The following is a 22,758-nucleotide window of genomic DNA, read 5'->3' as shown; positions in this document are numbered from 1 at the left end:
GGCTTAATCGTCCTGAAGTGCGTCATAACCCTCTTCATTCGTTCTGATCTTTACTACGTTCTCAATGTTGTATATAAAGATCTTTCCATCTCCGATATGACCTGTATACAGGGCTGCCTTTGCAGCATCGATAACTGCTCTTGTTGGTACCTTGCAAATAACGACCTCGACCTTTACCTTTGGCAGCAGATTTGTTTCAACAACTGCGCCACGGTAATACTCAGGCTGTCCTTTCTGCATTCCGCAACCGAGAACGTTCGTTACTGTAACACCTGTTACGTCGATGTCCTCCAAAGCTGTGATAAGATCGTTGAGCTTCTGCTGCTTGCAGATGATAGCGACCTTTGTCATCTTAGGTGTGCCGTCAGCAGACGGTGCGTCTGTTGCATAAGATTCTACCTTGATAGCCTTCTCAACAGGAACTACAGGCTCTGTTGACTTGTCTACCTTTACAACGCTCTTTGCGTCGTCCTTTGTATAGCTGAGCATTGCCTGTGACATTGCTGGTGCGAAGTCAGCGTAAGAAGATACAAGACCATGCTCTGTAACGTCAAGACCAAGGATCTCTTCCTGCTCGGAAGCTCTAAGACCGATCGTGTGCTTGATGATCTGGAATACGATAGTCATTGTGATAGCTACCCAAGCGATAACTGATACCATACCGAGAAGCTGGATACCAAGGAGATGTGCTCCGCCGCCTGTGAAGAGTCCCTTTTCACCGCAAGTACCGTCTGAGAAAAGACCAACTGCGATAGTACCCCACATACCGTTGAGCATATGAACTCCGCAAGCACCAACCGGGTCATCTATCTTGAGTACCTGATCTATAAACTCTACACCTACAACTACGAGGATACCTGCAACGATACCGATTATAGCTGCTGATACTGGTGAAACTGTGTCGCATGGAGCTGTGATAGCTACAAGACCTGCAAGTGAAGCGTTAAGTGTCATTGAAACATCAGGCTTCTTATACTTGATCCAAGTAAAAATCATTGTTGTGATAGTTGCAACTGCTGCTGCAAGGTTTGTTGTTACGAAAACTTTACCTGCAAGCGGGATAGCATCGCCTTCCATTGAAGTTGTTGACGCACCGTTGAATCCGAACCAGCAGAACCAAAGGATAAAGCAGCCAAGTGCGCCAAGTGTAAGCGAGTGACCTGGGATAGCCTTTGCCTTGCCGTTCTTGTCATACTTACCGATACGAGGACCAAGGATAGCTGCGCCAACGAATGCTGCAACGCCGCCTGCCATATGAACGCAAGTTGAACCTGCGAAATCATGGAAGCCGAGGTCTGCGAGCCAGCCGCCGCCCCAGATCCAGTGAGCCTCGATAGGATAGACCAGAAGGCTTATAATTGCTGAATAGATACAATAAGAAATGAACTTTGTTCTTTCTGCCATAGCTCCAGAAACGATAGTTGCTGCTGTTGCACAGAAAACTGTCTGGAAGATAAGGAAAGCAAAGAAGGGAACTCCGTCTGGAGCAGCTGAAGCATATGTTGAATCAGCGATTCCCTTGTAAGCTCCGATGAACTTTCCGTCGCCAAACATTATACCGAAACCAAAGAGCCAAAACAGCGGAGTTCCGATACAGAAGTCCATCAGGTTTTTCATGATTATGTTACCTGCGTTTTTCGCACGGGTGAAGCCCGTTTCAACCATTGCGAAGCCTGCCTGCATAAAGAATACAAGTGCAGCTCCCAACAGTACCCATATAGTATTGACGGCACTGAAGCCTGTGCTTTCAGCCAATACTGTTACAGTGTTTGTCATATCTTTTTCCTCCTAAAATACAAAAAAGTGTATGACGACCAAAGCCATTCGGCTCGGTCTGTCATACACTTCATTGTGCATTCTGTATATTATTGTGGCTGTAGGGGAACAAAGTAGTAGATCTGTGGTTAGTTTGTTATAAAGTCCGTGTTATATTGAAAATTTGAATTGTCCCTTACTTAACGTAGAACAGCAGATCGCTGTATGTTGGATAAGGCCAGTAATCCTTGCCTACCAGTGTTTCGATCTTATCAGCCGGAACTCTGAGAGCACCCATATCTGCAAAGATAGTATCGTGGAAGAAGTTTGCCATTTCCTGTGTGTCCTCGATAGAGTGTACTTTCTGTACATCAGCTTCCAGTGTGCCAAGTGCCTTGTACATCTCAGTTACGAGAGCTGAAATTTCCTTAACAGTCTCTTCCTCAAATACAGTTTCAGCACCGCAGCTCTTTGCAAGCTCAGCAGTCTTTGCGATATCCTTGATATACTTAGCTGCAGCAGGAAGGATCTCCTTCTTAGCCATGTCGATCATTGTAAGAGCCTCGATATTGAGCGTCTTGCAATACTCGTCGAGGAGGATCTCAACTCTTGACTGAAGCTCAGCTTCTGTATAGACTCCGTACTTAGAGAATACGTCAACATTCTTTTGTGCAAGGAATGCAGGAACAGCTTCAGGAGTTGACTTAAGGTTAAGAAGTCCTCTCTTTTCAGCTTCAACAGGCCACTCGTCTGAATAACCATTGCCGTTGAAGATGATGTTCTGATTTTCCTTGATAGTTCTCTTGATAAGATCGTCAAGAGCGTCCTGGAAGTTGTCAGCCTTTTCAAGCTCGTCAGCAAACTGATCGAGAACGTCAGCAACGATAGTGTTAAGAACTGTGTTAGGACCTGCTACTGAAAGCTTTGAACCAGGCATTCTGAACTCAAACTTATTACCTGTGAATGCAAATGGTGAAGTTCTGTTACGATCTGTTGTATCCTTAGGGAAGTGTGGCAGAACGTCAACACCGATCTCCATCTCAACTCTCTTGTCCTCATACTTAACGCCGTTTACGATAGCATCGAGAACGCCTGTAAGCTCGTCGCCAAGGAAGATAGAAATAATAGCCGGAGGAGCTTCATTAGCGCCAAGTCTATGGTCGTTACCAGCAGAAGCAACTGAAGCTCTCAGGATATCCTGATAATCATTTACAGCCTTGATAACTGCTGTAAGGAATAGGAGGAACTGAGCGTTCTCAGCAGGTGTTTTACCAGGGTCGAGGAGGTTTACACCTGTGTTTGTTGAGATAGACCAGTTGTTATGCTTACCGGAACCGTTGATGCCAGCAAATGGCTTCTCATGAAGCAGGCACTTGAAGCCGTGCTTTCTAGCTGTTCTCTTCATGATCTCCATTGTGAGCTGGTTGTGGTCGGTCGCGATATTTGTTGTGCCATAGATAGGAGCAAGCTCATGCTGAGCAGGCGCTACCTCGTTATGCTTTGTTTTAGCGTAGATACCAAGTTTCCAGAGCTGCTCGTCAAGATCTTTCATGTAAGCCTGAACTCTTGTCTTGATAGTACCGAAATAGTGATCTTCAAGTTCCTGACCCTTTGGAGCAGGTGCGCCGTAAAGCGATCTGCCAGCAAGGATAAGGTCCTCTCTCTTTGCATACATCTCTCTGTCTACAAGGAAGTATTCCTGCTCAGGACCAACGTTTGCTGTAACTCTTGTTGCGTCTGAGCCGAACAACTTCAGAATTCTGAGAGCTGACTTATTGATAGCTTCCATTGAACGGAGAAGCGGAGTTTTCTTATCAAGCGCTTCGCCATTGTATGAACAGAAAGCAGTAGGAATACAAAGTGCTTTTTCCTTAATGAATGCGTATGAAGTTGGGTCCCAAGCTGTATAGCCTCTTGCCTCGAATGTTGCTCTCAATCCGCCTGAAGGGAAAGAAGAAGCGTCAGGTTCGCCCTTAACAAGCTCCTTGCCTGAGAACTCCATGATAACGTGACCGTCCTCAGTTGGTGAGATAAAGCTGTCGAGCTTTTCAGCTGTAAGACCTGTCATTGGCTGGAACCAGTGAGTGTAATGTGTGCAGCCCTTTTCAACTGCCCAGTCCTTCATTGCGTTAGCAACGATGTTTGCAACCTCGATATCAAGTGGATCGCCGTTGTCGATAGTCTTCTTCAAAGCCTTGTATGTAGCCTTTGGAAGTCTTTCTTTCATCACTGATTCATTGAATACGTCTGAGCCGAAATATTCAGGAACGTTTGCCATATTGAATTCCTCCTATTATAAATTATAGTCTAAGAAAAATAAAAAAAGGCACTGCGAACCTGATCGGTTCACAGCGCCTTTGCTGTTTACAGTTATGAGTATATACCTTTTGACCTCATTTGTCAAGGCTTTTTTTTATTTTTATAGACTTTTACAAATCGACGCAAAAATATTTGTTGAAACTTGTGAAATCACATCCTATGTCAATAAAATGCACATATTTTTGTAAAGAAATACATCAAACTGCTAAAACAGTGAAAAAAAGTGGGCGACCCTAGGTCGCCCCTACGATAATATCCTAAATATCTATATAATGATCCTTATCAGGTCTGTCTTTGAGCTCTTTTTTCATAAGCTTATTTACCTTTTTGAGCTTTGAGCCTGCGGTAAAACAGCCGAAGATATTCGTCACACCTGAAACGAGCAGAGCGATACCAAGGACTATCATTGCGGTTTCGCCTAAAATAAGAGGGTCAAAGAGGAGAAGTATACCAACGAGAGTGGTAACAGCGGCTGAGATACAGCTTACATTCCAGCTTTCTACACCTGCACGTCTAAGGTTAAGGGAGTCCTGAATGTTCACGATGCCGCTTATGAGCATATAAAGTCCGCAGACAACGGCAATGACTTTCGGGATAAAATCAGGTCTTATGATAATGAAAATGCCTATGGCAGCGAGGATGATCCCTCTCACAAGGCTTGAAGAATAGCTCTGGTCGTCTCTGCCCATGGCGAAGTATCTTATAAGCTCCACTGCACCGAATGCGGTGAAAAGTCCACCAATAACATAGCCTATGGCGGCGGTGAAGAAATTAGGGTCGATTATGAGCGCAATGCCCAGCACTACGCAGAATATGGACAATATCCAATAGCTTCTGAATACTTTTTTGATATATTCCATTTTTTATCTTTCCTTTCATGTTTTTATAATGCTGCAAGCTGGCGACTAGACGTGCGACCTCAGGTCGTCCATACAATCTATTTGTGCAGTACAAGGGTGTTGCATTAATAAATGCACAGCGTGAAATACCCGTCACGGAGAGTGACCGCCCCCACAATAAACAAAACAACGTTGAAAAGCGGGCTGTCGAGGGCGCCAGCCCCTACAATAACATTGCAGAAATTACGCCGCGCCATTACAAATATCATTTTGCCGACTTTAGCTTTGCCGCCTTTATTACTTTCATTCGTGAGAACTCCTCTCTGTCCTTTTCTTCAAGAGAGTCTGTGATGAATTTCACTATGCGTTCGTTTCTCGGAATGATTATGTTTTGCAGGGCGTTTGCTCTGCGCTGTGTCTTTTTTATGGCTACGGACAGTCTGTAGATACTGTTTTCCACCTCTGCAAGGACTGCTGTAGTCTGTTTTACCTTTTCAAAGGCAAGATAGGCTCTGTCAAGCTGAGAATCGGTCTGAGAAAAGCCGTATGTGACTTTCAGAGGGCGTTCTTTAAGGGTGACCTTTGGCAGCTCAACGCCCATGACGCTTCTTGTGCTTATCTCAACGCCTGTTTCAACAGGGATACAATTTGCATAAGGTGTAACAAGGCCCATGGAGATATTTGCAAGCTGGAGTGCGCTGTAGGCTTCCTTGTAGGTGTCCTCAATGCTTCCTCTAAGCTCTCCTGCTTTGTCAACAAGGCTCATAAGCTCTCTTATAAGGATATTTCTTTTTCTATCCAGAAGCTCATAGCCCAATGCGGCAAGTTTCAGAGCCTTTTTATAAAGTATAAGATTTCCCTTTGTGGCAAAGACCTGCTGTTCAGCCATTGGTCACACCCCCTTTCTATTATATCACTGTATATAAATAAAGTCCAGTAGGGGCGAACATTGTTCGCCCGATTTTTTTCTTTGTGAGCCGTTTTATTCAGCATTGGAATAGTGATGTTGCAAATAATTTCAAAATCGCAAACAACAATATTGTGAGTGACGGCAATATCATAAATAACCGCAATATTGTGGAATAACGGGCGAACAATGTTCGCCCCTACATAATTATTTGTGCGGCACTGAATTTTAGTCCTCTGCAAAAAGTGCCTTAGCTTTTTCGGCACTGTAATAATGCTCCAGATGTTCTTCGTCAACACGGTCAAGCTCTGATTTCGGCAGGGTGGAGAGCAAGCTCCAGCCTAGGTCGAGAGTTTCGTCTATGGAACGGTTCACGTCAAAGCCTTGGTCGATAAAATGCTTTTCAAAAAGCGTGCCGAATTTCAGATAGGCTTTATCGGTATCGGAAAGCTCCTCCTCACCGATAACGGAGGCAAGGCTTCTTGCGTCCTGCACCTTTGCATAGGCTGCAAAAAGCTGGTTTGACACCATTTGGTGATCTTCCCTTGTATAGCCCTCGCCTATGCCGTCTTTCATAAGTCTTGAAAGGCTCGGCAGGATAGAAACGGCAGGATAAACGCCTGTTTGGTCGAGGTTTCTGTCGAGAACAATCTGCCCCTCGGTTATATAACCTGTAAGGTCAGGGACAGGGTGGGTGATATCGTCATTCGGCATGGTGAGAATAGGTATCTGCGTAACAGAGCCTTTTGCTCCCTTTACAATGCCTGCTCTTTCATAGATAGAGGCAAGGTCGGAATAGAGATAGCCCGGATAGCCTTTTCTTCCCGGTATCTCCCCCTTTGATGAGGAGAACTCTCGCAAGGCTTCGGCATAGGAAGTCATATCTGTGAGAATAACGAGAATGTGCATATCATGCTCAAAGGCAAGATATTCGGCACAAGTGAGGGCGCATCTTGGAGTGAGGATACGCTCTATGATAGGGTCATTGGAGAGATTTAAAAACATTGCAACTCTCTGCAAAACGCCTGTTTCCTCGAAACAGCGTTTGAAATAATCTGCAACGTCGTTTTTTACGCCCATTGCTCCGAAAACTATTGCGAAATCCTGCCCGTTTTCGTCGGCGATTTTCGCTTGCCTTACTATCTGCACAGCGAGCTTATTATGGGAAAGTCCCGAACCTGAGAAGATAGGGAGTTTCTGACCTCTTATAAGGGTAGTAAGAGCATCTATGGAGGATATTCCTGTATTTATATAGTTTCGAGGATATGTTCTTGAAACAGGGTTAAGGGGAGAGCCGTTTATGTCACGGTACTTTTCGGGGAAGATCTCTCCCAGACCGTCGATAGGCTTGCCTGCTCCGCTGAATATCCTGCCCAGCATTTCGGTAGACAATGCAAGCTCCATAGGCTTGCCCTGAAAGCTTGTGGTGGTATTAACAAGGGAAAGTCCTTTTGTTCCCTCGAAAACCTGCAAAACAGCTCTGTCTTTTTCCACCTCTACAACTCTTGCAAGGCGGCGTGTGCCGTCATCAAGTTTTATTTCTGCCATTTCGTCATAGGAAATGCCGCTTACATGGTCAAGTGCAACGAGCGGTCCGTTTATTTCGCTAAGACCGATATATTTTACGTTCACGCTCCTGCACCTCCTGTCAAAGCCTCCATATCGGCTTTCATATTCTTTTCGTATTCGTCAAAAAGCTCTATTTTATCGTTCGGTATATCATACTTGACTTTGATAAGCTTTTCTATCAAGCCGCAGCCTATTATTTTATCAACGTTCACGCCCTGTGAAAGTGCTTTCTTTGCAAGGACATAGAAATCTGTGATAAGCTTCATCATGCGGTACTGCTTATCAAGGGGGACGTAGGTATCGTCCTTATGATAGGCGTTTTGCTGTAAAAAGCCTACTCTTACGGCTCTTGCGGTTTCGATAAGAAGCTTTTGATCGTCAGGGAGGACGTCTGTACCCATGAGCTTGACTATCTCCATAAGAGTATTTTCCTCAACGAGGATATTTGATATCTCCTGTCTGACTTTCATGAAGTTCTCATTGACGTTTTTATTATAATAATCTGCAAGGTCTTCTGTATACTCGGAATAGCTTGTGTTCCAGTTTATTGCAGGATAATGTCTTGCATAGGCGAGAGATTTATCAAGTGCCCAGAAGCAACGTACAAAACGCTTTGTATTCTGTGTGACAGGCTCGGAAAAGTCAGAGCCTTGGGGCGAAACTGCTCCGATTATAGTAACGGAGCCTTCCTTGCCGCCCAGAGTTTCAACATAGCCTGCACGCTCATAGAACTCGGAAATTCGTGACGGCAGATAGGCAGGGAAACCTTCCTCGGCAGGCATTTCTTCAAGTCTGCCTGATATCTCACGGAGAGCTTCTGCCCAACGTGAAGTAGAGTCTGCCATAATTGCGATATGATAACCCATATCACGGTAATACTCGGCAAGGGTTATGCCCGTATAGATAGAGGCTTCACGGGCGGCAACAGGCATATTTGAGGTATTTGCGATAAGCACTGTTCTGTCGGTAAGCGGTCTTTGTGTTTTCGGGTCGATAAGCTCTGAGAACTCCTCAAGCACCTGCGTCATTTCGTTTCCACGCTCGCCACAGCCTATATAGACGATTATATCTGCGTCACACCATTTTGCAAGCTGGTGCTGGGTCATGGTCTTGCCTGTGCCGAAGCCCCCAGGGATAGCGGCTGTTCCGCCCTTTGCAACCGGCAGAATAGTATCGACGATACGCTGACCTGTTACCAACGGCTTTGTAATAGGCAGGCGGTTTTTGCATGGTCTTGATGTTCTGATAGGCCATTTCTGGCAGAGGGTGAGTTCCTCTACTGCACCGTTAGTGGCTTTTATTTTTGCCACAACGTCATTTATTGTATAGTCGCCGTTTTCGGCTGTCCATATGACCTCTCCGCCTTTTGACAGAGGGGAAAGCATACACTTATGTGTGATAAGTGGTGTTTCGGGGCAGGTGCAATAAATATCCCCTGCGGAAAGCTTATCCCCTGTTTTCACTGTCATTGTAACGGGATACTTTTTCTCTGTATCAAGCGAGCTTACGTCTGCACCGTCGGCGATAAAAGCACCTGAGACTTCTTCAAGCTTTTTGAGAGGTCTTTCGATGCCGTCGAAGATATTGTTTATTATTCCGGGACCGAGTGTGGCTGACATCGGTGCGCCTGTTGAGATGACAGGCTCGCCGGGCATAAGTCCTGTTGTGCCCTCATAGACCTGAATGGTAGTAAAATCGGACTGCACTCTTATGACCTCGCCGATAAGACGCTTTTTGCCCACATAGACCATTTCCTGCATGGCAAAGCTTTTCGTATCTGCAACCTTTACTACAGGTCCGTTTACCGAATATATTTTATCCATAAAAAACTCCTTATTACCCAAGCACAAGCTCGGCTTTTTCAGTAAAGGCTGAACGCTGCCCCTCAAATGCTGAATCAAAGGTATAATCAAGTGCTATACCCATATCCTCATAGACCATGAGCATACCGCCAAGCTCTATGGAATCTCGGCTTTTTACTTCAAAGTCTGCAAGGTCAGAGGCGTATTTCATATCCTCAGGTGAGAGGTAGATAACGCCCTTATGCTCGGGATAGGTCTGTTTGCATTTTTCGGCTTTTTCTTTTAGCCAAGACTTATAATCTCTGCTTGCTTTGAAAGTCGCAAGCCTGCTTTTTACGTTGTCAAAAACGCTGTCTATAAGCTTTTCTCTATGGCAAAGCACGTTTCTTTTAGCTTCAAGCTGTTTTGAAGATATTTCCCTTATGGCTCTTGCCTCCTCGGTCTTATCTGCGGCGGCTTTTTTTGAGTCTGCGAGGCTTTGTGCTTCTATTTTCGCCTGAGCAAGCTCGTTTTCACGCTGTTTATCAGCGGATTCGGTTATAAGCTTTGCCTGCTTTTCAGCGTCCTCAAAGACAGCCTGCTTGAAGCGTTCAAGTTTTATCGTCTGATTTTCCATTACTAAACTCCTATCAAAATCACAGCTTTATTCCCACTGCTTCTGCGAGATAGTGGGAAATGGTATCAGATATCTTTGATGTGGCATGGCGGTCTGGTATTTCAACTATGAGGGGCGTTTCTCTTGTGAGCTTATAGTCATAGACCTTTTCTCTGCACTGCTTGACTGCAAGCTCTGTCATAAGCACAACGCCCACGTCTTTCATTTCCATAGCCTTATCAAGTGCGTTTGACACCTCCTCGGAGGTATGCACCACAACGCCCTCGATACCTGAAAGTCTCATGCCCATTTGGGTATCTATATTATCGCTGATAAGATAAAATCTCATGTTAAATGCCCAATGCAGTGCCTACGTTTGAGATTATAAGGATAGCGATAAGAAGTCCATAGAGGGCGATACCTTCGCCAAGAACAACGAAGATAAGAGCCTTTACAAAGTTCTTAGGGTCTTCTGAGGTTGCACCGATAGCGGCTGGAGCGCCTGCGGCAACGGCTATGCCTGAACCTACACAGGAAAGTCCAACGGCAAGGGCTGCTGCAAGGTAGCCAAGGCCTGCGCCTGTTGAAAGGGCGGCCTTAACGCCCTCCTCGCTTGCGGCTGAAACAAAATTACCTACAGGGACGATAAGAGCGCAGAGCATTATGCCTGCAAATGTACAGAGATTACCGATAAAAGCACCCTTTGGCGATCTTCCGTTCTTTATTTTCTTTGCGGTGAAAATGAATGGTACACAAAGAAGTGCGACTGCTATAAGTGGGAGCAGGAAATAGATAAGCATAGTTTATTCCTCCAAAAAAATTATTTTTACTTTAGATTTTACGAATTACATTGTACGGGTATGGATAATGGTCGGGGTAAAATGCCCGTCACGGCGAGTGACCGAACGATGTTCGCCCCTACAAATGGTGTTACCTCATTTGTAGGGGACGGCGCCCTCGACGTCCCGCTTGTTTGCGATTTAACGCTCTAAAATTAATATTGCAAATGAGCTGTTACTCCGTTTGTGCAGTAAATTTTACACCAACAGGCTCGAATGGTTTTCCGCCGCCCTCATAGAAGCGGGAGAATATCTCATAAAACTCAAGTCTGATTATCTGAATGGCAACTATCATGCCCTCCATTACCATTACAAACAGGTTGCCAAGCACAAGCACGAATGGCTGTGCGGCGGCGGAACACATTTCCATAAGGGTCATTACCACTAGCATCATGCCTGCGTGGGAGAGGACAAATCCGCCCACACGGAGAAATGACATAGTATTTGAAACATAGCTGAGCAGGAACTCAAACATCTCAAAGAAATTTTCAACTATAAAGTTGCCCACGGTCATTTTTTCCTCGTCCTCGGACAAGCGCCACTGTTTATACTTCACGGCGATAGAGAAAGGTGTTCGGCAGAATATGCACACCAATGGTATTACGATAAGGAAGATGACGAACGGAGTGGACATGACTTTTACATCGAACATGAGCGTTCCAACAAGTCCTGCCGCAACGGAGCTATAGAACACAAGTCCTGCAATGCCGTTACAGCCGAAAATGGCTTTTTCGTAATCCTTATTTTTAAAGCCGATATAGATATTGAGTATCATTGAGATAACGATAAGTGCCACACCTATGGCAACGGCAGTTATGAGGATAAAGTTAGTTTGCTTGAAAACCTTTAGGGGCAGGAAGTCAAGTCCTATATTCTCAAACACAGGGTCTAAAAGCTCTTCATAACCGAAGAACGAGCCATAGAGAGTGCCGAATATCATACTTGATATGCCAAGGCGTGTGACAAGACCGCTTATTTTTGCTCCCAGCTTTTTCTTCAAGGCAAGTCCGCCTAGAACGATAAGAAGTCCTTGTCCCAAGTCGCCAAACATTATGCCGAAAAGCAGAGTATAGGTTATTGCCACGAAGGCTGTCGGGTTATAGCCTTTATACTCAGGCAGACCATACATTTCCACAAGCATTGTGAAAGGTCTGGTCAAAAAGTTGTTTTTAAGCACTGTAGGCGGCTCACATGAGGCGTCTGCGTCAGGTGGGAGATAGACCACTGACACTGAACGCATATCCTCGAAAAGCTTATCAAAGCGGTCTTTTTCCTTTTCGGGGATAAAGCCTTTAAGATAAAACTTATCGTTTAGTGCGGCGGCATTTCGCCGCAGGTCAAAGGTATCGTGGATAAACCTTAGTTTTGAAAAAGCTTTTTGCAGTTCAGGCTCTGCTTTTGCGGCAAGCTCGTTTATCTGCTCGTTTATCTTTGCGTTCTCAACTGTATCTGCGTCTATAGTTTGTTTTAGCTTTTCCAAGGCTTCGTCTGCGTCGCCTGATACATAGGACGGTATCCGTATCCTTTCAAAATACATTGAGTGGAAGATATCATCAACACGCTGTTTATCACGTTCAGGGACGAAATACATTCCCCAGCAGAAGCTTTTTCCCGTTTCAAAAGGGACAAAGAAGAAATTCTCGTTATAATAGTCAAGCTTCGGCAGGTTATCCACAGGCAGCTTTCCGATACGGACGGAAACATACTTCATTGAGAAAAGCTGCTGAAAGTCGCTGTGCATACCTTTCAGGTGGTCTATTTGTCTGACCGCCCCTCCAAGCTCTGAGATACGCTGAGTAAGCTCCAGCCGCTTTGTATTAAGCTCGCTGAAAGGGGTATTATACTTTTCAAACAGGGAGTTAAAATCCTGCGGAGCTGACAGGTCACAGTCAGTAAAATCAGTTTCCTTTAGAGTTATACCAAGCTGTGCGGAAAGCTGGGCAAGCTCTTTCAGAGGTCGGTCATACTCGTTTTTTTCGCTGAGGGGCTTCATTGCGCTGTCGGGAGAATTGCCCGCAGGCTCGATATGAAAACAGCCGCTTTCACAGCACCTTTTCAAGGTCGCATCAAGCTCGTCCATAAGACCTGCTATATTCACAAGGGACATTTTTTCTATAGCCAATCACATTATCTCCTTTCCTGAGAATTTACCGCTCAGGCGGTGATGATAAGATCCTTTTCAACTGCCGAGGGATCGGCATTATATCTTATCGCTTCGATTATATGCACGATGTTCAAGGCTTCCGTACTGCACAGTTTCATAAAGGCATAGAGTGAAACAGGTGCAGCGGTGCTTTGGGCGAGGATATGGGAAAGATAGCAAAACTGTGAACTTCGGACTATACTTTCGATATATTCAGAGGTCTGTTTGCAACCCTTTGAATACTTTGATCTTTTCACCCATTCGAGCATATCTTCGGGGCTTTCAAGCTCATAATACTTATCAAGTCTTTTAACTGAGCCTGTGCCTGTTTTTATTCTTATCTGCCGTTTTTTTATCTCCTCGGAGGAGTAGCCAAAAAAAGCTTTCATACGGTAGGCGTTTATTATGTTAAGGCAATCTATCTCTCGGCTTATCATTTCTGAGAGCTGTTTGCTTTGCATTTCGGAAAAATCATGCTTTGCGGTATTTAAAAGCTCGGTATAATAGGCTGTTCTCAGCCTTAGCTCGCACTCGGTATAATCCGCTGAGCCGTCCTCCAAAGGCGGTATTTTCACCAGTATCTTATAATACGGTGTATTTCTTAGTATTTTAAGAAGCTGTTCAAAGTTCTCGGCTCGACTCATTTCAAGAAGGCTCACCTTTGAATGTTTTATGACATAGCCGGGAAGGTCGTTAAGGTAAGAATTATCAAGCCCTGAATTTATATTGTTTATCATGGACAGAATACATTCTATCTCCTTGCTTTTTATAAGGAAGTCATAAAAGGGCAGTTTATCAAGCTCCTGAAATCTGCACAGGCGCATATAGGTATTGAAATTCTCTCTTTGGAGAAGCGCCTCCACAAAACCTCTATGGACGGTATTAGGGTCAACGTCACGGAAAGCGTCTTTATATCTGGCTGAATGTGCGAGATAGTCTGCGGCTTCGGGGACTGTTCTTCGCATGAGCATTTCATGATAGTTCTCTTTAGTAAACATTCTGCCGTGGATATATTTTATTTTCGCCACTGTTCCGTTGGCAGACCAGCTGTCAAACATATTTTTCAGCCCCTTTCACGGAGAATTTTTGCTCTACTTCGGAGAGATGATATTATCAAATATCTCCTTCTCCCACTGAGTATGTTTTTCTTCAAATATTTTATCGAGAACCGTTGTTTTCTCGTTCTGTGCGGAAGTTATCTTTTCGCTTTCGGTATTTATACGCTCTGTGACCTCTTTGGCTTTCTGCGTTTTATAGGCTTCGGCTTCTTTCAGGGCGTTTTCTTTCAGCTCCTGCGCTTCTTTCACTGTGCGCTCCAGCAGTTCGCCGCTTTCCATATCTGCTTTTTCAAGCTTGCCTGCAGCGGCTTTATCTGTTTGCAGTATTTCTGCTATCATATCCATATTATTCTCCCCTTTCAGGCAGGATAGTTTCATAACATTAATTGTACACCTTTTTGTCTTAAATAGCAAGTTTGGCGGGTGATAGCCGAAACTATTTATATATTTTGCACTATCCATATGACTTTTCTTTGGACAAATTGCTCTATGTGTAATGATTTTAGTCAGAATACACATTTTATTTTACCCTGAATTTGAAAAATTAGTTGAATATCTGTGGTCAGGTCACTTGACAAAAGGGGACAAAAGTGGTAAACTTGTATTTATCACGCACACATCTGTACTTTGGAGGTGGACTAAAATTGGAGAACGGGCAAAACAAACTTGTTATCGTAAGCTCTGAGGTGCTTCCTGACATTGTGCTAAAGGTGCTTGCTGCAAAGCGCATGAGGGCAAGGGGCGAAGTTTCCACTTCATCGGAAGCCTGTCGCAAGGTGGGGATATCGAGGAGCGCATACTACAAATACAAGGACTCCGTATTCAATTATGAAGAACAGCTCACAAACAACATCGTTTCGGTATACTGCATACTGAGAGATGAAAAGGGAGTGCTTTCCTCCATTATATCACGGCTTTACGAGCTGAACACGAATATTCTGACCATAAACCAGAATATCCCTATCGACTCGGTGGCGACGGTGACATTCTCGGTAAGATTTGAGCATGACGCACTTAGCACCAACGTGCTTACGGAGGAGCTTTCTAAAGTTCACGGCGTTGTGGAAGTCAAGATAATATCGGGAGAGTAAGGGTAAAATAAGATTTTAACAATATATAATTTATTAGGAATGAGGATTTTTTATGTGTAAAGTAGCAGTTATCGGTTATGGCGTTGTAGGCTCTGGTACGGTAGAGCTTTTTATGAAAAACCGTGAATCTATCTCAAAAAAGGTCGGCAAGGAATGTGACATCAAGTACATTCTTGATCTGAGGGATTTCCCTGATTCTCCATTTGCAGACAAAATGATAAAAGACTTCAACATCATTCTCAATGATGCCGAGGTAGAAGTAGTAGCCGAGGTAGTAGGCGGAACGACTTTCGCTTATGACTACACAAAGAAGCTTCTTGAACACGGCAAGAGCGTTGTTACATCAAACAAGGCGCTAGTTGCGGAAAAGGGTGCAGAGCTTCTTAAAATAGCAAGGGAACACAACTGCAACTATCTGTTCGAGGCAAGCGTTGGCGGCGGTATACCTATCATCAGACCGCTTAACAAGTGTCTGGCAGGAAACGAGATACTTCAGATATCAGGTATTCTCAACGGCACAACAAACTTCATTCTTACAAAGATGATAAAAGAGCAGATGTCATTTGACGATGCTCTTAAAATGGCTCAGAAGCTTGGTTATGCTGAGGCTGACCCTACGGCTGACGTTGAGGGCGAGGACGCTTGCAGAAAGATCTGTATACTTGGCTCGCTTGCATACGGCAAGCACATTTATCCTGAAATGGTACACTGCTCAGGCATAACAAAGATCACACTTGATGATGTTGAATATGCTGCAAACGCAGGATATGTTATAAAGCTTATAGGTTCTGTAAAGAAGCTTGATGACGGCAGAGTGAGTGCTATCGTTTGTCCTAGACTTGTGCCAAAGTCAAATCTTCTTGCGTCTGTTGATGATGTATACAATGCTATCAGCGTAACAGGCGACGGCGTTGGCGACGTTATGTTCTACGGACAGGGCGCAGGCAAGCTTCCTACAGCTTCAGCGGTAGTAGGCGACATTATCGATTGTCTGAAGCATCATCACAGAGTGCTTGCTCTTACATGGGAAGATTGTGATGACAAGAACTTTGTTGCGCCATACAAGGACATGGACGTTTCAATGTATGTTCGCATAAAGGCTGAAAATGCTGAGGCTCTCAAGTCTTCTATTTCTGAGATGTTCGGAAAGCTCATGTATATAGAGCGTTCGGGCAGGACAGAGAACGAGCTTGCGTTTATCACGCCGAACATGAAAGAGGCTGACATTGACGCTAACCTGACTATCCTTTCACACTCCGCTGAGATCGCAAGCAAGATAAGGATATACTGATAAAAAACAAGAAGCGGCGGATCAAAACTCCGCCGCTTTACATATTTAATCACGATCATTTAGTTTGAGATATGCTATCCAAACAGTGCCGTTCTCATTAATAGACATCAGAGCAAAAGGCTTGCCGTCCAAAGGTTCATTCTGATCATAATAGACCTTTGCATTATCACGAAGAATGGTGACCCTAAAATTCTCTGTTAAGCCACTGCAATCAATGCATTGTGTTGTTTTTCCAACATACTTATAGTCTTTTAACTCGGCTGTATCAAAGATCAGTCTGTCTTCAGGATTGACCGCAGGGATATACAGATCGCCCTCATAATACATATACAATGGACACATATCAGCTCCTCTGACCTCTGTTGTTTCCTCTGTGCTCTCCTCAGTTACAACACTCTCTGTTTTAACATATTCGGAGTCTATTCCGCTGTCATTTTTGCTTTTTGAACACGAGCAAAGACATACTGCCAGAAATGCCAGAATAATAACTGCTGTTTTCTTTTTCATAATAAGTCCCCCTCAAAGAAATCAATTGCGTTTATTACAGTATGTTATTCACTGAGCAAATTCATATAATAGAGGGTGGTTTGTCCGTTTTCTTCAAAGGCAATTATAAACGGGTCGCTGTCATCTGCTTTGTCAGGGTCATGGTAGACCTTGGCGTTATCAGGCAGTGAAGTCACATCAAAGTCTGACTTCATATCACCGATGTTAAAAAATTCGTGGGTGTTTCCTACGAACTCATAGCCGTTCAGCCTTTCGGTCATCTTATCGTCTGTTGACATAAGAGTTTCTTCGGCTTTGTAAAGTGAGGTATATGTTTTGCCCTCATAGTACATATACGGCGGCGGAGTGTCTGCCACAAGCTCTGAGGTGGTTGGGGTGGTGGTCGTTGTTGAAACTGTTGTCACCGCTGTTGTTTCGGTCGGTTTTTCGGACGAGTTGTTCTGTTCTTCGTTTTTACTGCATGAACAAAATGCACAGAGACACAATGCACACAGAGCGATAATTATTTTTCTATTCATTTGCTCGCCCCCCTTTCTTTAACTAAAGGATAGCATAACATTGACTAATTGTCAATTGATGTAAAATACAATTTTAACTGCGCTTATTCGTACATTTTTACATATAAAGGAGTTTTCACCATGATAAAAATACAGATACCTGCCACGTCGGCTAACCTTGGCGCCGGTTTTGACGCACTTGGTCTTGCGCTCACTTACTACAACTACATTGAAATGGAGGAGTGCGACAAGATAGACATAACGGCGGCGGACGGGCTTGACATTCCTACGGACGAGAGAAACCTCATTTACATTTCTGCCAAAGACCTTTTTGCGGTATGCGGAAAAAAGCTGGAGGGACTTAAACTCATACAGACGAGCAACATTCCTATGGCGAGAGGTCTTGGCTCGTCCTCTGCCTGCATAATCGCAGGACTTGTGGGAGCGAACAAAATGCTCGGAGATCCTCTCACAAAGGACGATCTTGTTGACCTTGCGGCACAGATAGAGGGGCACCCTGACAACACTGCTCCGGCACTGCTGGGCGGAATCGTGACGGCAGTATTTGACGGAAGAAAGGTACACTGGGTAAAGCAGGAGGTTTTCACAAAGCTGAAATTCGTGGCGATAATACCTGATTTTGAGCTGAAAACTGAGGAAGCGAGGGCTTGTCTGCCTAAGGAAGTTTCACACAAGGACGCAGTTTACAACCTTTCCCGTGCGGCGCTTTTCTCGGCTTCGCTTCTTACGGGCAAGTTTGAAAATCTGAAAACGGCAGTTGATGACAGGCTTCACCAGCCTTACAGAATGGCGCTTATACCACACTGCAAGGACGTTTTTGACATTGCGTACACTCATGGTGCATATGCGGCATACATAAGCGGTGCAGGTCCAACTATCATGGCTATTGTAGATGAGAGCAATCAATATTTCGCAGGCAAGATGAAATTTTCTCTTGACAATGCAGGGCTTAAAGGCTGGCAGGTAAAGGAATTTCACATTGACAACGAGGGTACGAAGCTTATATGAACAGGTGCAAATGGTGCGACCTGAAAAATCCAAAGTATGTGGAATATCATGACAAGGAATGGGGCGTTCTCAGGACTGATGACAGCTATTTGTTTGAGATGCTTGTGCTGGAGTCTTTTCAGGCTGGGCTTTCGTGGGAGTGCATACTGAACAAGCGTGAGAATTTCCGCAGGGCTTATGATGAATTTGACCTTGATAGGGTCTGTGGATATGACGAAGAGAAGATCGCAGAGCTTTGCTCTGACAGTTCTATTGTGCGAAATAAGCTGAAAATTAGGGCGAGTATTTCTAATGCAAGAATATTTCGGGATATTGTGAAGGAGCAGGGGAGCTTTTATGATTATCTTTGCAGGTTTACTGACAGAGAAATATTGTACGAGTGCGATAAAACTACCAACGAATGGTCAGATAGGATATCTGCAGACTTGAAAAAGCGTGGAATGAAGTTCGTGGGAAGCGTGATAATATATTCGTTTTTGCAGGCGGTGGGAGTGATATATTCCCATGATAGGGAATGTGGACTTTATAGAGAAAAATAAAGTAAAGATATAAGCAAAGCGGTGTCGGAGTGGAAACTCTGCACCGCTTTTTCGTATTCTCATAAACAATGTAAAAAACCGCCCTGCACAATGTATACAGAGCGGCTACATTTTTCAATTTTTTATCCCAAAGGACAAATATTTTTGCGGTTTTCGGCTATCCTTTCGTCTATACCCTCTACCTGCGGCTTAACAAGGCTCGATGTTCCTGCAACAAACATTCTTGCACCTGCTTCGTAAAGCTTGCGGCAGTTCTCGTTTGACATATTGCCGTCAGTTTCTATGATGATGTCCTCGTGGCCGTTTTCGTCAAGCCACTTTCTAAGACGTCTTGCCTTATCCACCGTGTTAGGCACAAGCTTCTGTCCTGCAAAGCCAGGGTTTACCGTCATGACAAGCACACCGTCTATGAAGTCTACGGCTTCCTCTACCACGCAGATAGGTGTGCCGGGATTGATAGCCAAGATAGGCTTTGCACCGATAGAACGGAGATATTGCAGGCACTTTGCGATATGCTTTGTGCTTTCATAATGCACTGCCGCATAATCGCCCTCTCTGATATCAAACCACTGGAGCCTTTCCTCAGGCTTTTCTATCATGAAATGAAAATCAAATGGGATATCCGTCAGATCACGGAGCTGTTTTACATAATCAGGATAAAGTGTGAAATTCGGCACAAATGAGCCGTCCATTACGTCTATATGGAGATATTCGATATTGTTGCGCTTAAAAGCGTCAAGATATTCCTTTATCTGTCCCAGATGGACGCACATCATTGAGACTGATATCATACCATTGTCCATACTGATCCTCCTGTTTCTATTCATCTTTTTTTATCTTATGCTGTTATCTTCAGGCTCAATGCCCATGATAAGCTGGTCTATTACTCTGTCGGTGGACTTTCCGTCTGTATATTTGAAGTTCTTCTTTATGAAGCCCTCCATCTTTTCAAACTCGTAATCCTTATCTCTGAGAGCGGTCATAAGCTCATCAAAATCGTGAACGATCTTACCAGGAACAAGCTCCTCATACGGCTCATAGAAATCTCTTGTTGCTTCATAATACTTTTGGTCGAAAGCAAAGAAAAGCATTGGCTTTTTAAGCAGTGACATCTCATATATGATAGAGCTGTAGTCTGTGATAAGCACGTCAACTATAAATAGAATATCATTTACCTCTCTGTAGTCGGAGGCGTCAAGTATTCTGTGAGCATACTCGTCAGGTATTTCGATACGCCTTTTTACAAACGGGTGGAGCTTTACGATAAGAACGGAATCCGTTTCATCAAGAAATTTGCCCCATGCTGTAAGGTCAAGCTTATCAAATGGGAAATGAGCATTATTTGCGTTATTTCCTCTGAAGGTCGGCGCATACATATAAACTGTTTTTGCAGTTTTGCACTCAGGGAAAACTTCCAGCATCTGCTCTCTTGTTTTAGCTTTATATTCGTCATCAAAGAAGATATCCGTTCTTGGGATACCCACAGGATAGAACTTCTTTTCGTCGATAGCGAAGCCCTCTGCATGGTGGAGCGCAGAATGATAGGAGCTTACAGGAACGTGGGTATAGCACTTATGCACCCTTGTATTGAACGGAGGTGCGCCCGGCTTGCCCAATCTTTCAAAGCCCAATGACTTGAACGCTCCGCAGGCGTGCCAAACCTGAAGCACCTTGACGTTCTTAGGATAATCCACAAGGTAGATGTCAGGGTAATAATCATCTATAAGAATGATATCGGAGGTTGCAAGATAGTAGACGAACCTTATCATGGCAGGTATCGACCTATTGACAGTGATACTTGCTTTGAAGTCAAATCTGAACTTATACTTGCTGTCAAGTCCTCTTTCTATCATGCGGTCATAGATGACCTTTTCGTTTCCGCCTATCTCGGCTCTCGAACCGCTGGCAAAGAGGATAATATCCCCGTTTTTCTTAGCAAAATGCTTAAAGAACGAGAACGCCTTTTTAAAGCACCATATCTTTAAGCCGTAAACATCTCTTATGATAAGCTTCTTACGGTTTTGAAGCTTCTTCTCAATACGCTTTGGCAAGGTCTGGGAAGGCTTAGGCTCTTTATAGGTGACGGCAAGCTTATATTCGAGTGTATCCATATCGCTTGCAGACTCGGCATAGAAAAGGTTTTCTGCGCCTCGTCTGAGCTTGAAGTTCATAGGGTTCGCCTTTGTATCGTCCTCTATAGTTTCCACTTTATCGGATATGATACAAGGATACTCGTTCGTAAGCACCTGTTTTGACAGGCATCTGCCATCGTTATCATAGGTGAGCTTGAGAAGCGTACTGCCACTGAGGACATAATCCACTGTATCTGTTGATATCTGCGGTTTATTCATGCCCTTATACTTTGTGAATATTTTAAGGGCATACTCGCCTGTGGCGATAGGAGCTTCGTTATTGGCGGACATTATATTCACTGTCAGATGAAAATGAGTTCCGCTTACTTCAAAATGCTGGGCAGGGAACATACAAGTTCTATCATGTGTGACAAATCTTGCTGACAAGTTTTCAAGCTCGTCTTTTTCAAAGCCCACAAGCTCGCCCTCGATATGGAGGATAACTCTCTTGAACTCTACTCTTGTAAGCTCTGCGAATTTTTTGTTTCTCTCTTTTAATCTCTCAATAGTCTTTCTTCTGTTCCCGTATATCTCTTCAAATTCGGGAGTCATATTATCCATTTAAAACTATTCCTTACTTTCCGCCGCTTTTATCTATCCCTCTCAACTTTCATTTCAGGTCTTGAAAAGCGACTACAGAATTTTTACTCAAATTTACAAACAGCAGACTGTTTAATCGTCAAATGTGAACATTACCTTTAAGGTGAACTCGCCTGTGTTTCTGATAGCGGAGAATGCCTTTTCGTTCTCCTCTATTGTGAATGTATGTGTGATAAGATCGGCAAAGTTTACGTCGCTATGCTCGAAAACTTCAAGGACTTTCTTCCAATCGTTCACTCTGCTGTTATAGCTGGAATTCCATGAGCCTTTGACTGTTATCTGCTTTCTCAGTATTGACCAATAGATATTCTTAGGCAGGATAAGGTCTGTTGACGGGTTGCCAACGAGAACGATACTGCCAAGAGCGCCTGTTGACTCGATAGCGGAAGCGATAGCTTCGTTTGAGCCGACAGCTTCAAATGTTACGTCTGCTCCGTCGATACCTATTATCTTCTTCACCTGTGCAGGGAGATCGTCAACGCTTGTATCAACAACGTCAAAGCCCAGCTTCTTTGCATACTCAAGCTTATTCTTTGAACGGCCTGCGATAACCACCTTACCGGTCTTTGTTCTCTCTTTTGCAAAGAGGGCTATCATAAAGCCTATTGTACCTGTGCCTATGATAACAACGTTCTGACCCTCTTTGATGTCACCGATATTTACAGCGTGCATTGAAACAGCGGCAGGCTCGCAGAGCGCTGCTGTTTTATAATCGAGGGTATCGTCGAACGGAACTAAGTTCCATACTGGAACAACGAGGTACTCAGCCCATGCGCCGTCCTGTCTTGAACCGAAATAGCTATAGCCTGAGCATTGTGCATATTCCTCCATTTTGCAGGCTTTACAATGCTTGCAAGGGAGCATAGGGAACACGCAGGAACGTTTGCCGAGAAGGCTTTCGTCAACGTCATCGCCAACTGCAACTATCTGACCTGAAAACTCATGACCAGGTATGGTCGGGAAATGGTAAGTTCCTGTTACAAAGCATCTTGGCATATCGCTTGAACAAATTCCGCACGCCTTTATTTTCAGCAATACGGTGCCTTTTTCAAGCTTTGGCACGTCTACCTCAGTTACTCTCAGGTCGCCCACGCCATAAAGCACAAGTGCTTTCATCTTTTCGGGTATGTTTATTAAGCTTTTCATAAAAAAAGTCCTTTCTATTTACCGCCAAGCAGCGTTCTGACAATAAGCAGGTCGCTGTCTGTTGTTATCTTGAAATTAATAGCGTCGCCCTCTATAAGGT

The 22,758-nt window shown here is 44.2% G+C and carries 21 protein-coding genes; 4 read left to right on the top strand and 17 right to left on the bottom strand.

Features of this window, described 5'->3' with window-relative positions:
* Positions 1-3 precede the first annotated feature (3 nt).
* From AB5Z01_RS11990 to AB5Z01_RS11935, 12 genes are all read right to left on the bottom strand, one after another.
* Complete coding sequence (locus tag AB5Z01_RS11990; protein ID WP_117865101.1) at positions 4-1,776, bottom strand: ammonium transporter; 1,773 nt, start codon at positions 1,774-1,776, stop codon at positions 4-6.
* Between the two features lie 175 nt (positions 1,777-1,951).
* Positions 1,952-4,033 carry a glutamine synthetase III gene (locus AB5Z01_RS11985; RefSeq protein WP_195220608.1) on the bottom strand — a complete coding sequence of 694 codons (2,082 nt, stop codon included), beginning with the start codon at positions 4,031-4,033 and terminating at the stop codon, positions 1,952-1,954.
* Positions 4,034-4,331: 298 nt separating this feature from the next.
* Entirely contained in the window at positions 4,332-4,934 is a 603-nt protein-coding gene (locus AB5Z01_RS11980; RefSeq protein ID WP_051706771.1) for an HdeD family acid-resistance protein, read from the bottom strand.
* A 244-nt stretch (positions 4,935-5,178) separates the two neighbouring features.
* Positions 5,179-5,802, bottom strand: a complete 624-nt coding sequence (locus AB5Z01_RS11975) for a V-type ATP synthase subunit D (protein WP_117857125.1) — start codon at positions 5,800-5,802, stop codon at positions 5,179-5,181.
* 246 nt (positions 5,803-6,048) lie between these two features.
* Positions 6,049-7,452: a V-type ATP synthase subunit B gene (locus AB5Z01_RS11970; protein ID WP_038672666.1), complete on the bottom strand. Its 1,404-nt coding sequence runs from the start codon at positions 7,450-7,452 to the stop codon at positions 6,049-6,051.
* Positions 7,449-9,212 (bottom strand): V-type ATP synthase subunit A, encoded by a 1,764-nt coding sequence (locus AB5Z01_RS11965; protein WP_368365564.1) that lies wholly within the window; start codon positions 9,210-9,212, stop codon positions 7,449-7,451. Before AB5Z01_RS11965 ends, AB5Z01_RS11970 begins: the two co-directional genes overlap by 4 nt.
* Before the next feature lie 13 nt (positions 9,213-9,225).
* Positions 9,226-9,807, bottom strand: a complete 582-nt coding sequence (locus AB5Z01_RS11960) for a V-type ATP synthase subunit E (protein ID WP_195246734.1) — start codon at positions 9,805-9,807, stop codon at positions 9,226-9,228.
* Positions 9,808-9,826: 19 nt separating this feature from the next.
* Complete coding sequence (locus tag AB5Z01_RS11955; RefSeq protein WP_022287029.1) at positions 9,827-10,135, bottom strand: V-type ATP synthase subunit F; 309 nt, start codon at positions 10,133-10,135, stop codon at positions 9,827-9,829.
* Position 10,136: 1 nt separating this feature from the next.
* Entirely contained in the window at positions 10,137-10,586 is a 450-nt protein-coding gene (locus AB5Z01_RS11950) for an ATP synthase subunit C (RefSeq protein ID WP_022287030.1), read from the bottom strand.
* A gap of 214 nt (positions 10,587-10,800) precedes the next feature.
* Positions 10,801-12,747: a V-type ATP synthase subunit I gene (locus AB5Z01_RS11945; RefSeq protein ID WP_118053387.1), complete on the bottom strand. Its 1,947-nt coding sequence runs from the start codon at positions 12,745-12,747 to the stop codon at positions 10,801-10,803.
* 32 nt (positions 12,748-12,779) lie between these two features.
* Positions 12,780-13,826 carry a V-type ATPase subunit gene (locus tag AB5Z01_RS11940; RefSeq protein ID WP_287214305.1) on the bottom strand — a complete coding sequence of 349 codons (1,047 nt, stop codon included), beginning with the start codon at positions 13,824-13,826 and terminating at the stop codon, positions 12,780-12,782.
* Between the two features lie 33 nt (positions 13,827-13,859).
* Complete coding sequence (locus AB5Z01_RS11935; RefSeq protein WP_038672679.1) at positions 13,860-14,171, bottom strand: hypothetical protein; 312 nt, start codon at positions 14,169-14,171, stop codon at positions 13,860-13,862.
* A gap of 299 nt (positions 14,172-14,470) precedes the next feature.
* Between AB5Z01_RS11935 and AB5Z01_RS11930 the strand changes: the two genes are divergently transcribed.
* Both AB5Z01_RS11930 and AB5Z01_RS11925 read left to right on the top strand, forming a co-directional pair.
* Positions 14,471-14,917: an ACT domain-containing protein gene (locus AB5Z01_RS11930; protein ID WP_022287034.1), complete on the top strand. Its 447-nt coding sequence runs from the start codon at positions 14,471-14,473 to the stop codon at positions 14,915-14,917.
* A 52-nt stretch (positions 14,918-14,969) separates the two neighbouring features.
* Entirely contained in the window at positions 14,970-16,208 is a 1,239-nt protein-coding gene (locus tag AB5Z01_RS11925) for a homoserine dehydrogenase (protein ID WP_022287035.1), read from the top strand.
* Positions 16,209-16,253: 45 nt separating this feature from the next.
* On the opposite strand, the gene AB5Z01_RS11920 is transcribed toward AB5Z01_RS11925, so the two are convergent.
* Together AB5Z01_RS11920 and AB5Z01_RS11915 are read right to left on the bottom strand one after the other, a co-directional pair.
* Positions 16,254-16,715 carry a hypothetical protein gene (locus AB5Z01_RS11920; protein WP_195387968.1) on the bottom strand — a complete coding sequence of 154 codons (462 nt, stop codon included), beginning with the start codon at positions 16,713-16,715 and terminating at the stop codon, positions 16,254-16,256.
* A 44-nt stretch (positions 16,716-16,759) separates the two neighbouring features.
* Positions 16,760-17,233, bottom strand: a complete 474-nt coding sequence (locus AB5Z01_RS11915) for a hypothetical protein (protein ID WP_038672685.1) — start codon at positions 17,231-17,233, stop codon at positions 16,760-16,762.
* A 120-nt stretch (positions 17,234-17,353) separates the two neighbouring features.
* Here AB5Z01_RS11915 and thrB point away from each other — a divergent pair, with 120 nt between their 5' ends.
* A complete protein-coding gene (gene thrB, locus AB5Z01_RS11910) occupies positions 17,354-18,241 on the top strand; it encodes a homoserine kinase (RefSeq protein ID WP_022287036.1) in 888 nt (295 codons plus the stop codon).
* A complete protein-coding gene (locus AB5Z01_RS11905; protein WP_287214302.1) occupies positions 18,238-18,780 on the top strand; it encodes a DNA-3-methyladenine glycosylase I in 543 nt (180 codons plus the stop codon). The genes thrB and AB5Z01_RS11905 overlap by 4 nt, the downstream gene beginning before the upstream one ends.
* 122 nt (positions 18,781-18,902) lie before the next feature.
* Here the strand turns inward: AB5Z01_RS11905 and AB5Z01_RS11900 are convergent, their stop codons facing one another.
* The 3 genes from AB5Z01_RS11900 to AB5Z01_RS11890 form a co-directional block, all read right to left on the bottom strand.
* Positions 18,903-19,583 carry a ribulose-phosphate 3-epimerase gene (locus tag AB5Z01_RS11900; RefSeq protein ID WP_038672690.1) on the bottom strand — a complete coding sequence of 227 codons (681 nt, stop codon included), beginning with the start codon at positions 19,581-19,583 and terminating at the stop codon, positions 18,903-18,905.
* A 30-nt stretch (positions 19,584-19,613) separates the two neighbouring features.
* Positions 19,614-21,473, bottom strand: coding sequence for a CDP-glycerol glycerophosphotransferase family protein (locus AB5Z01_RS11895; RefSeq protein ID WP_022287039.1), 1,860 nt, complete (start codon positions 21,471-21,473; stop codon positions 19,614-19,616).
* A 111-nt stretch (positions 21,474-21,584) separates the two neighbouring features.
* Positions 21,585-22,658 (bottom strand): galactitol-1-phosphate 5-dehydrogenase, encoded by a 1,074-nt coding sequence (locus AB5Z01_RS11890; protein WP_287214299.1) that lies wholly within the window; start codon positions 22,656-22,658, stop codon positions 21,585-21,587.
* Between the last annotated feature and the right edge of the window lie 100 nt (positions 22,659-22,758).

The organism is Ruminococcus sp. RTP21359st1_H3_RTP21359_211015, from assembly GCF_040909065.1.
Lineage (GTDB): Bacteria > Bacillota > Clostridia > Oscillospirales > Ruminococcaceae > Hominimerdicola > Hominimerdicola aceti.
The sequence above is the reverse complement of the archived record's forward strand: the minus strand, read 5'-3'. Positions and strand labels throughout refer to the sequence as shown.

What these genes read in the sequence shown, in the direction of transcription:
- AB5Z01_RS11990 (WP_117865101.1), bottom strand. Translation starts at nt 1,776, where the DNA reads ATGACAAACACTGTAACAGTATTGGCTGAAAGCACAGGCTTCAGTGCC.
- AB5Z01_RS11985 (WP_195220608.1), bottom strand. Translation starts at nt 4,033, where the DNA reads ATGGCAAACGTTCCTGAATATTTCGGCTCAGACGTATTCAATGAATCA.
- AB5Z01_RS11980 (WP_051706771.1), bottom strand. Translation starts at nt 4,934, where the DNA reads ATGGAATATATCAAAAAAGTATTCAGAAGCTATTGGATATTGTCCATA.
- AB5Z01_RS11975 (WP_117857125.1), bottom strand. Translation starts at nt 5,802, where the DNA reads ATGGCTGAACAGCAGGTCTTTGCCACAAAGGGAAATCTTATACTTTAT.
- AB5Z01_RS11965 (WP_368365564.1), bottom strand. Translation starts at nt 9,212, where the DNA reads ATGGATAAAATATATTCGGTAAACGGACCTGTAGTAAAGGTTGCAGAT.
- AB5Z01_RS11960 (WP_195246734.1), bottom strand. Translation starts at nt 9,807, where the DNA reads ATGGAAAATCAGACGATAAAACTTGAACGCTTCAAGCAGGCTGTCTTT.
- AB5Z01_RS11955 (WP_022287029.1), bottom strand. Translation starts at nt 10,135, where the DNA reads ATGAGATTTTATCTTATCAGCGATAATATAGATACCCAAATGGGCATG.
- AB5Z01_RS11950 (WP_022287030.1), bottom strand. Translation starts at nt 10,586, where the DNA reads ATGCTTATCTATTTCCTGCTCCCACTTATAGCAGTCGCACTTCTTTGT.
- AB5Z01_RS11940 (WP_287214305.1), bottom strand. Translation starts at nt 13,826, where the DNA reads ATGTTTGACAGCTGGTCTGCCAACGGAACAGTGGCGAAAATAAAATAT.
- AB5Z01_RS11935 (WP_038672679.1), bottom strand. Translation starts at nt 14,171, where the DNA reads ATGGATATGATAGCAGAAATACTGCAAACAGATAAAGCCGCTGCAGGC.
- AB5Z01_RS11925 (WP_022287035.1), top strand. Translation starts at nt 14,970, where the DNA reads ATGTGTAAAGTAGCAGTTATCGGTTATGGCGTTGTAGGCTCTGGTACG.
- AB5Z01_RS11920 (WP_195387968.1), bottom strand. Translation starts at nt 16,715, where the DNA reads ATGAAAAAGAAAACAGCAGTTATTATTCTGGCATTTCTGGCAGTATGT.
- AB5Z01_RS11915 (WP_038672685.1), bottom strand. Translation starts at nt 17,233, where the DNA reads ATGAATAGAAAAATAATTATCGCTCTGTGTGCATTGTGTCTCTGTGCA.
- thrB (WP_022287036.1), top strand. Translation starts at nt 17,354, where the DNA reads ATGATAAAAATACAGATACCTGCCACGTCGGCTAACCTTGGCGCCGGT.
- AB5Z01_RS11905 (WP_287214302.1), top strand. Translation starts at nt 18,238, where the DNA reads ATGAACAGGTGCAAATGGTGCGACCTGAAAAATCCAAAGTATGTGGAA.
- AB5Z01_RS11900 (WP_038672690.1), bottom strand. Translation starts at nt 19,583, where the DNA reads ATGGACAATGGTATGATATCAGTCTCAATGATGTGCGTCCATCTGGGA.
- AB5Z01_RS11895 (WP_022287039.1), bottom strand. Translation starts at nt 21,473, where the DNA reads ATGGATAATATGACTCCCGAATTTGAAGAGATATACGGGAACAGAAGA.
- AB5Z01_RS11890 (WP_287214299.1), bottom strand. Translation starts at nt 22,658, where the DNA reads ATGAAAAGCTTAATAAACATACCCGAAAAGATGAAAGCACTTGTGCTT.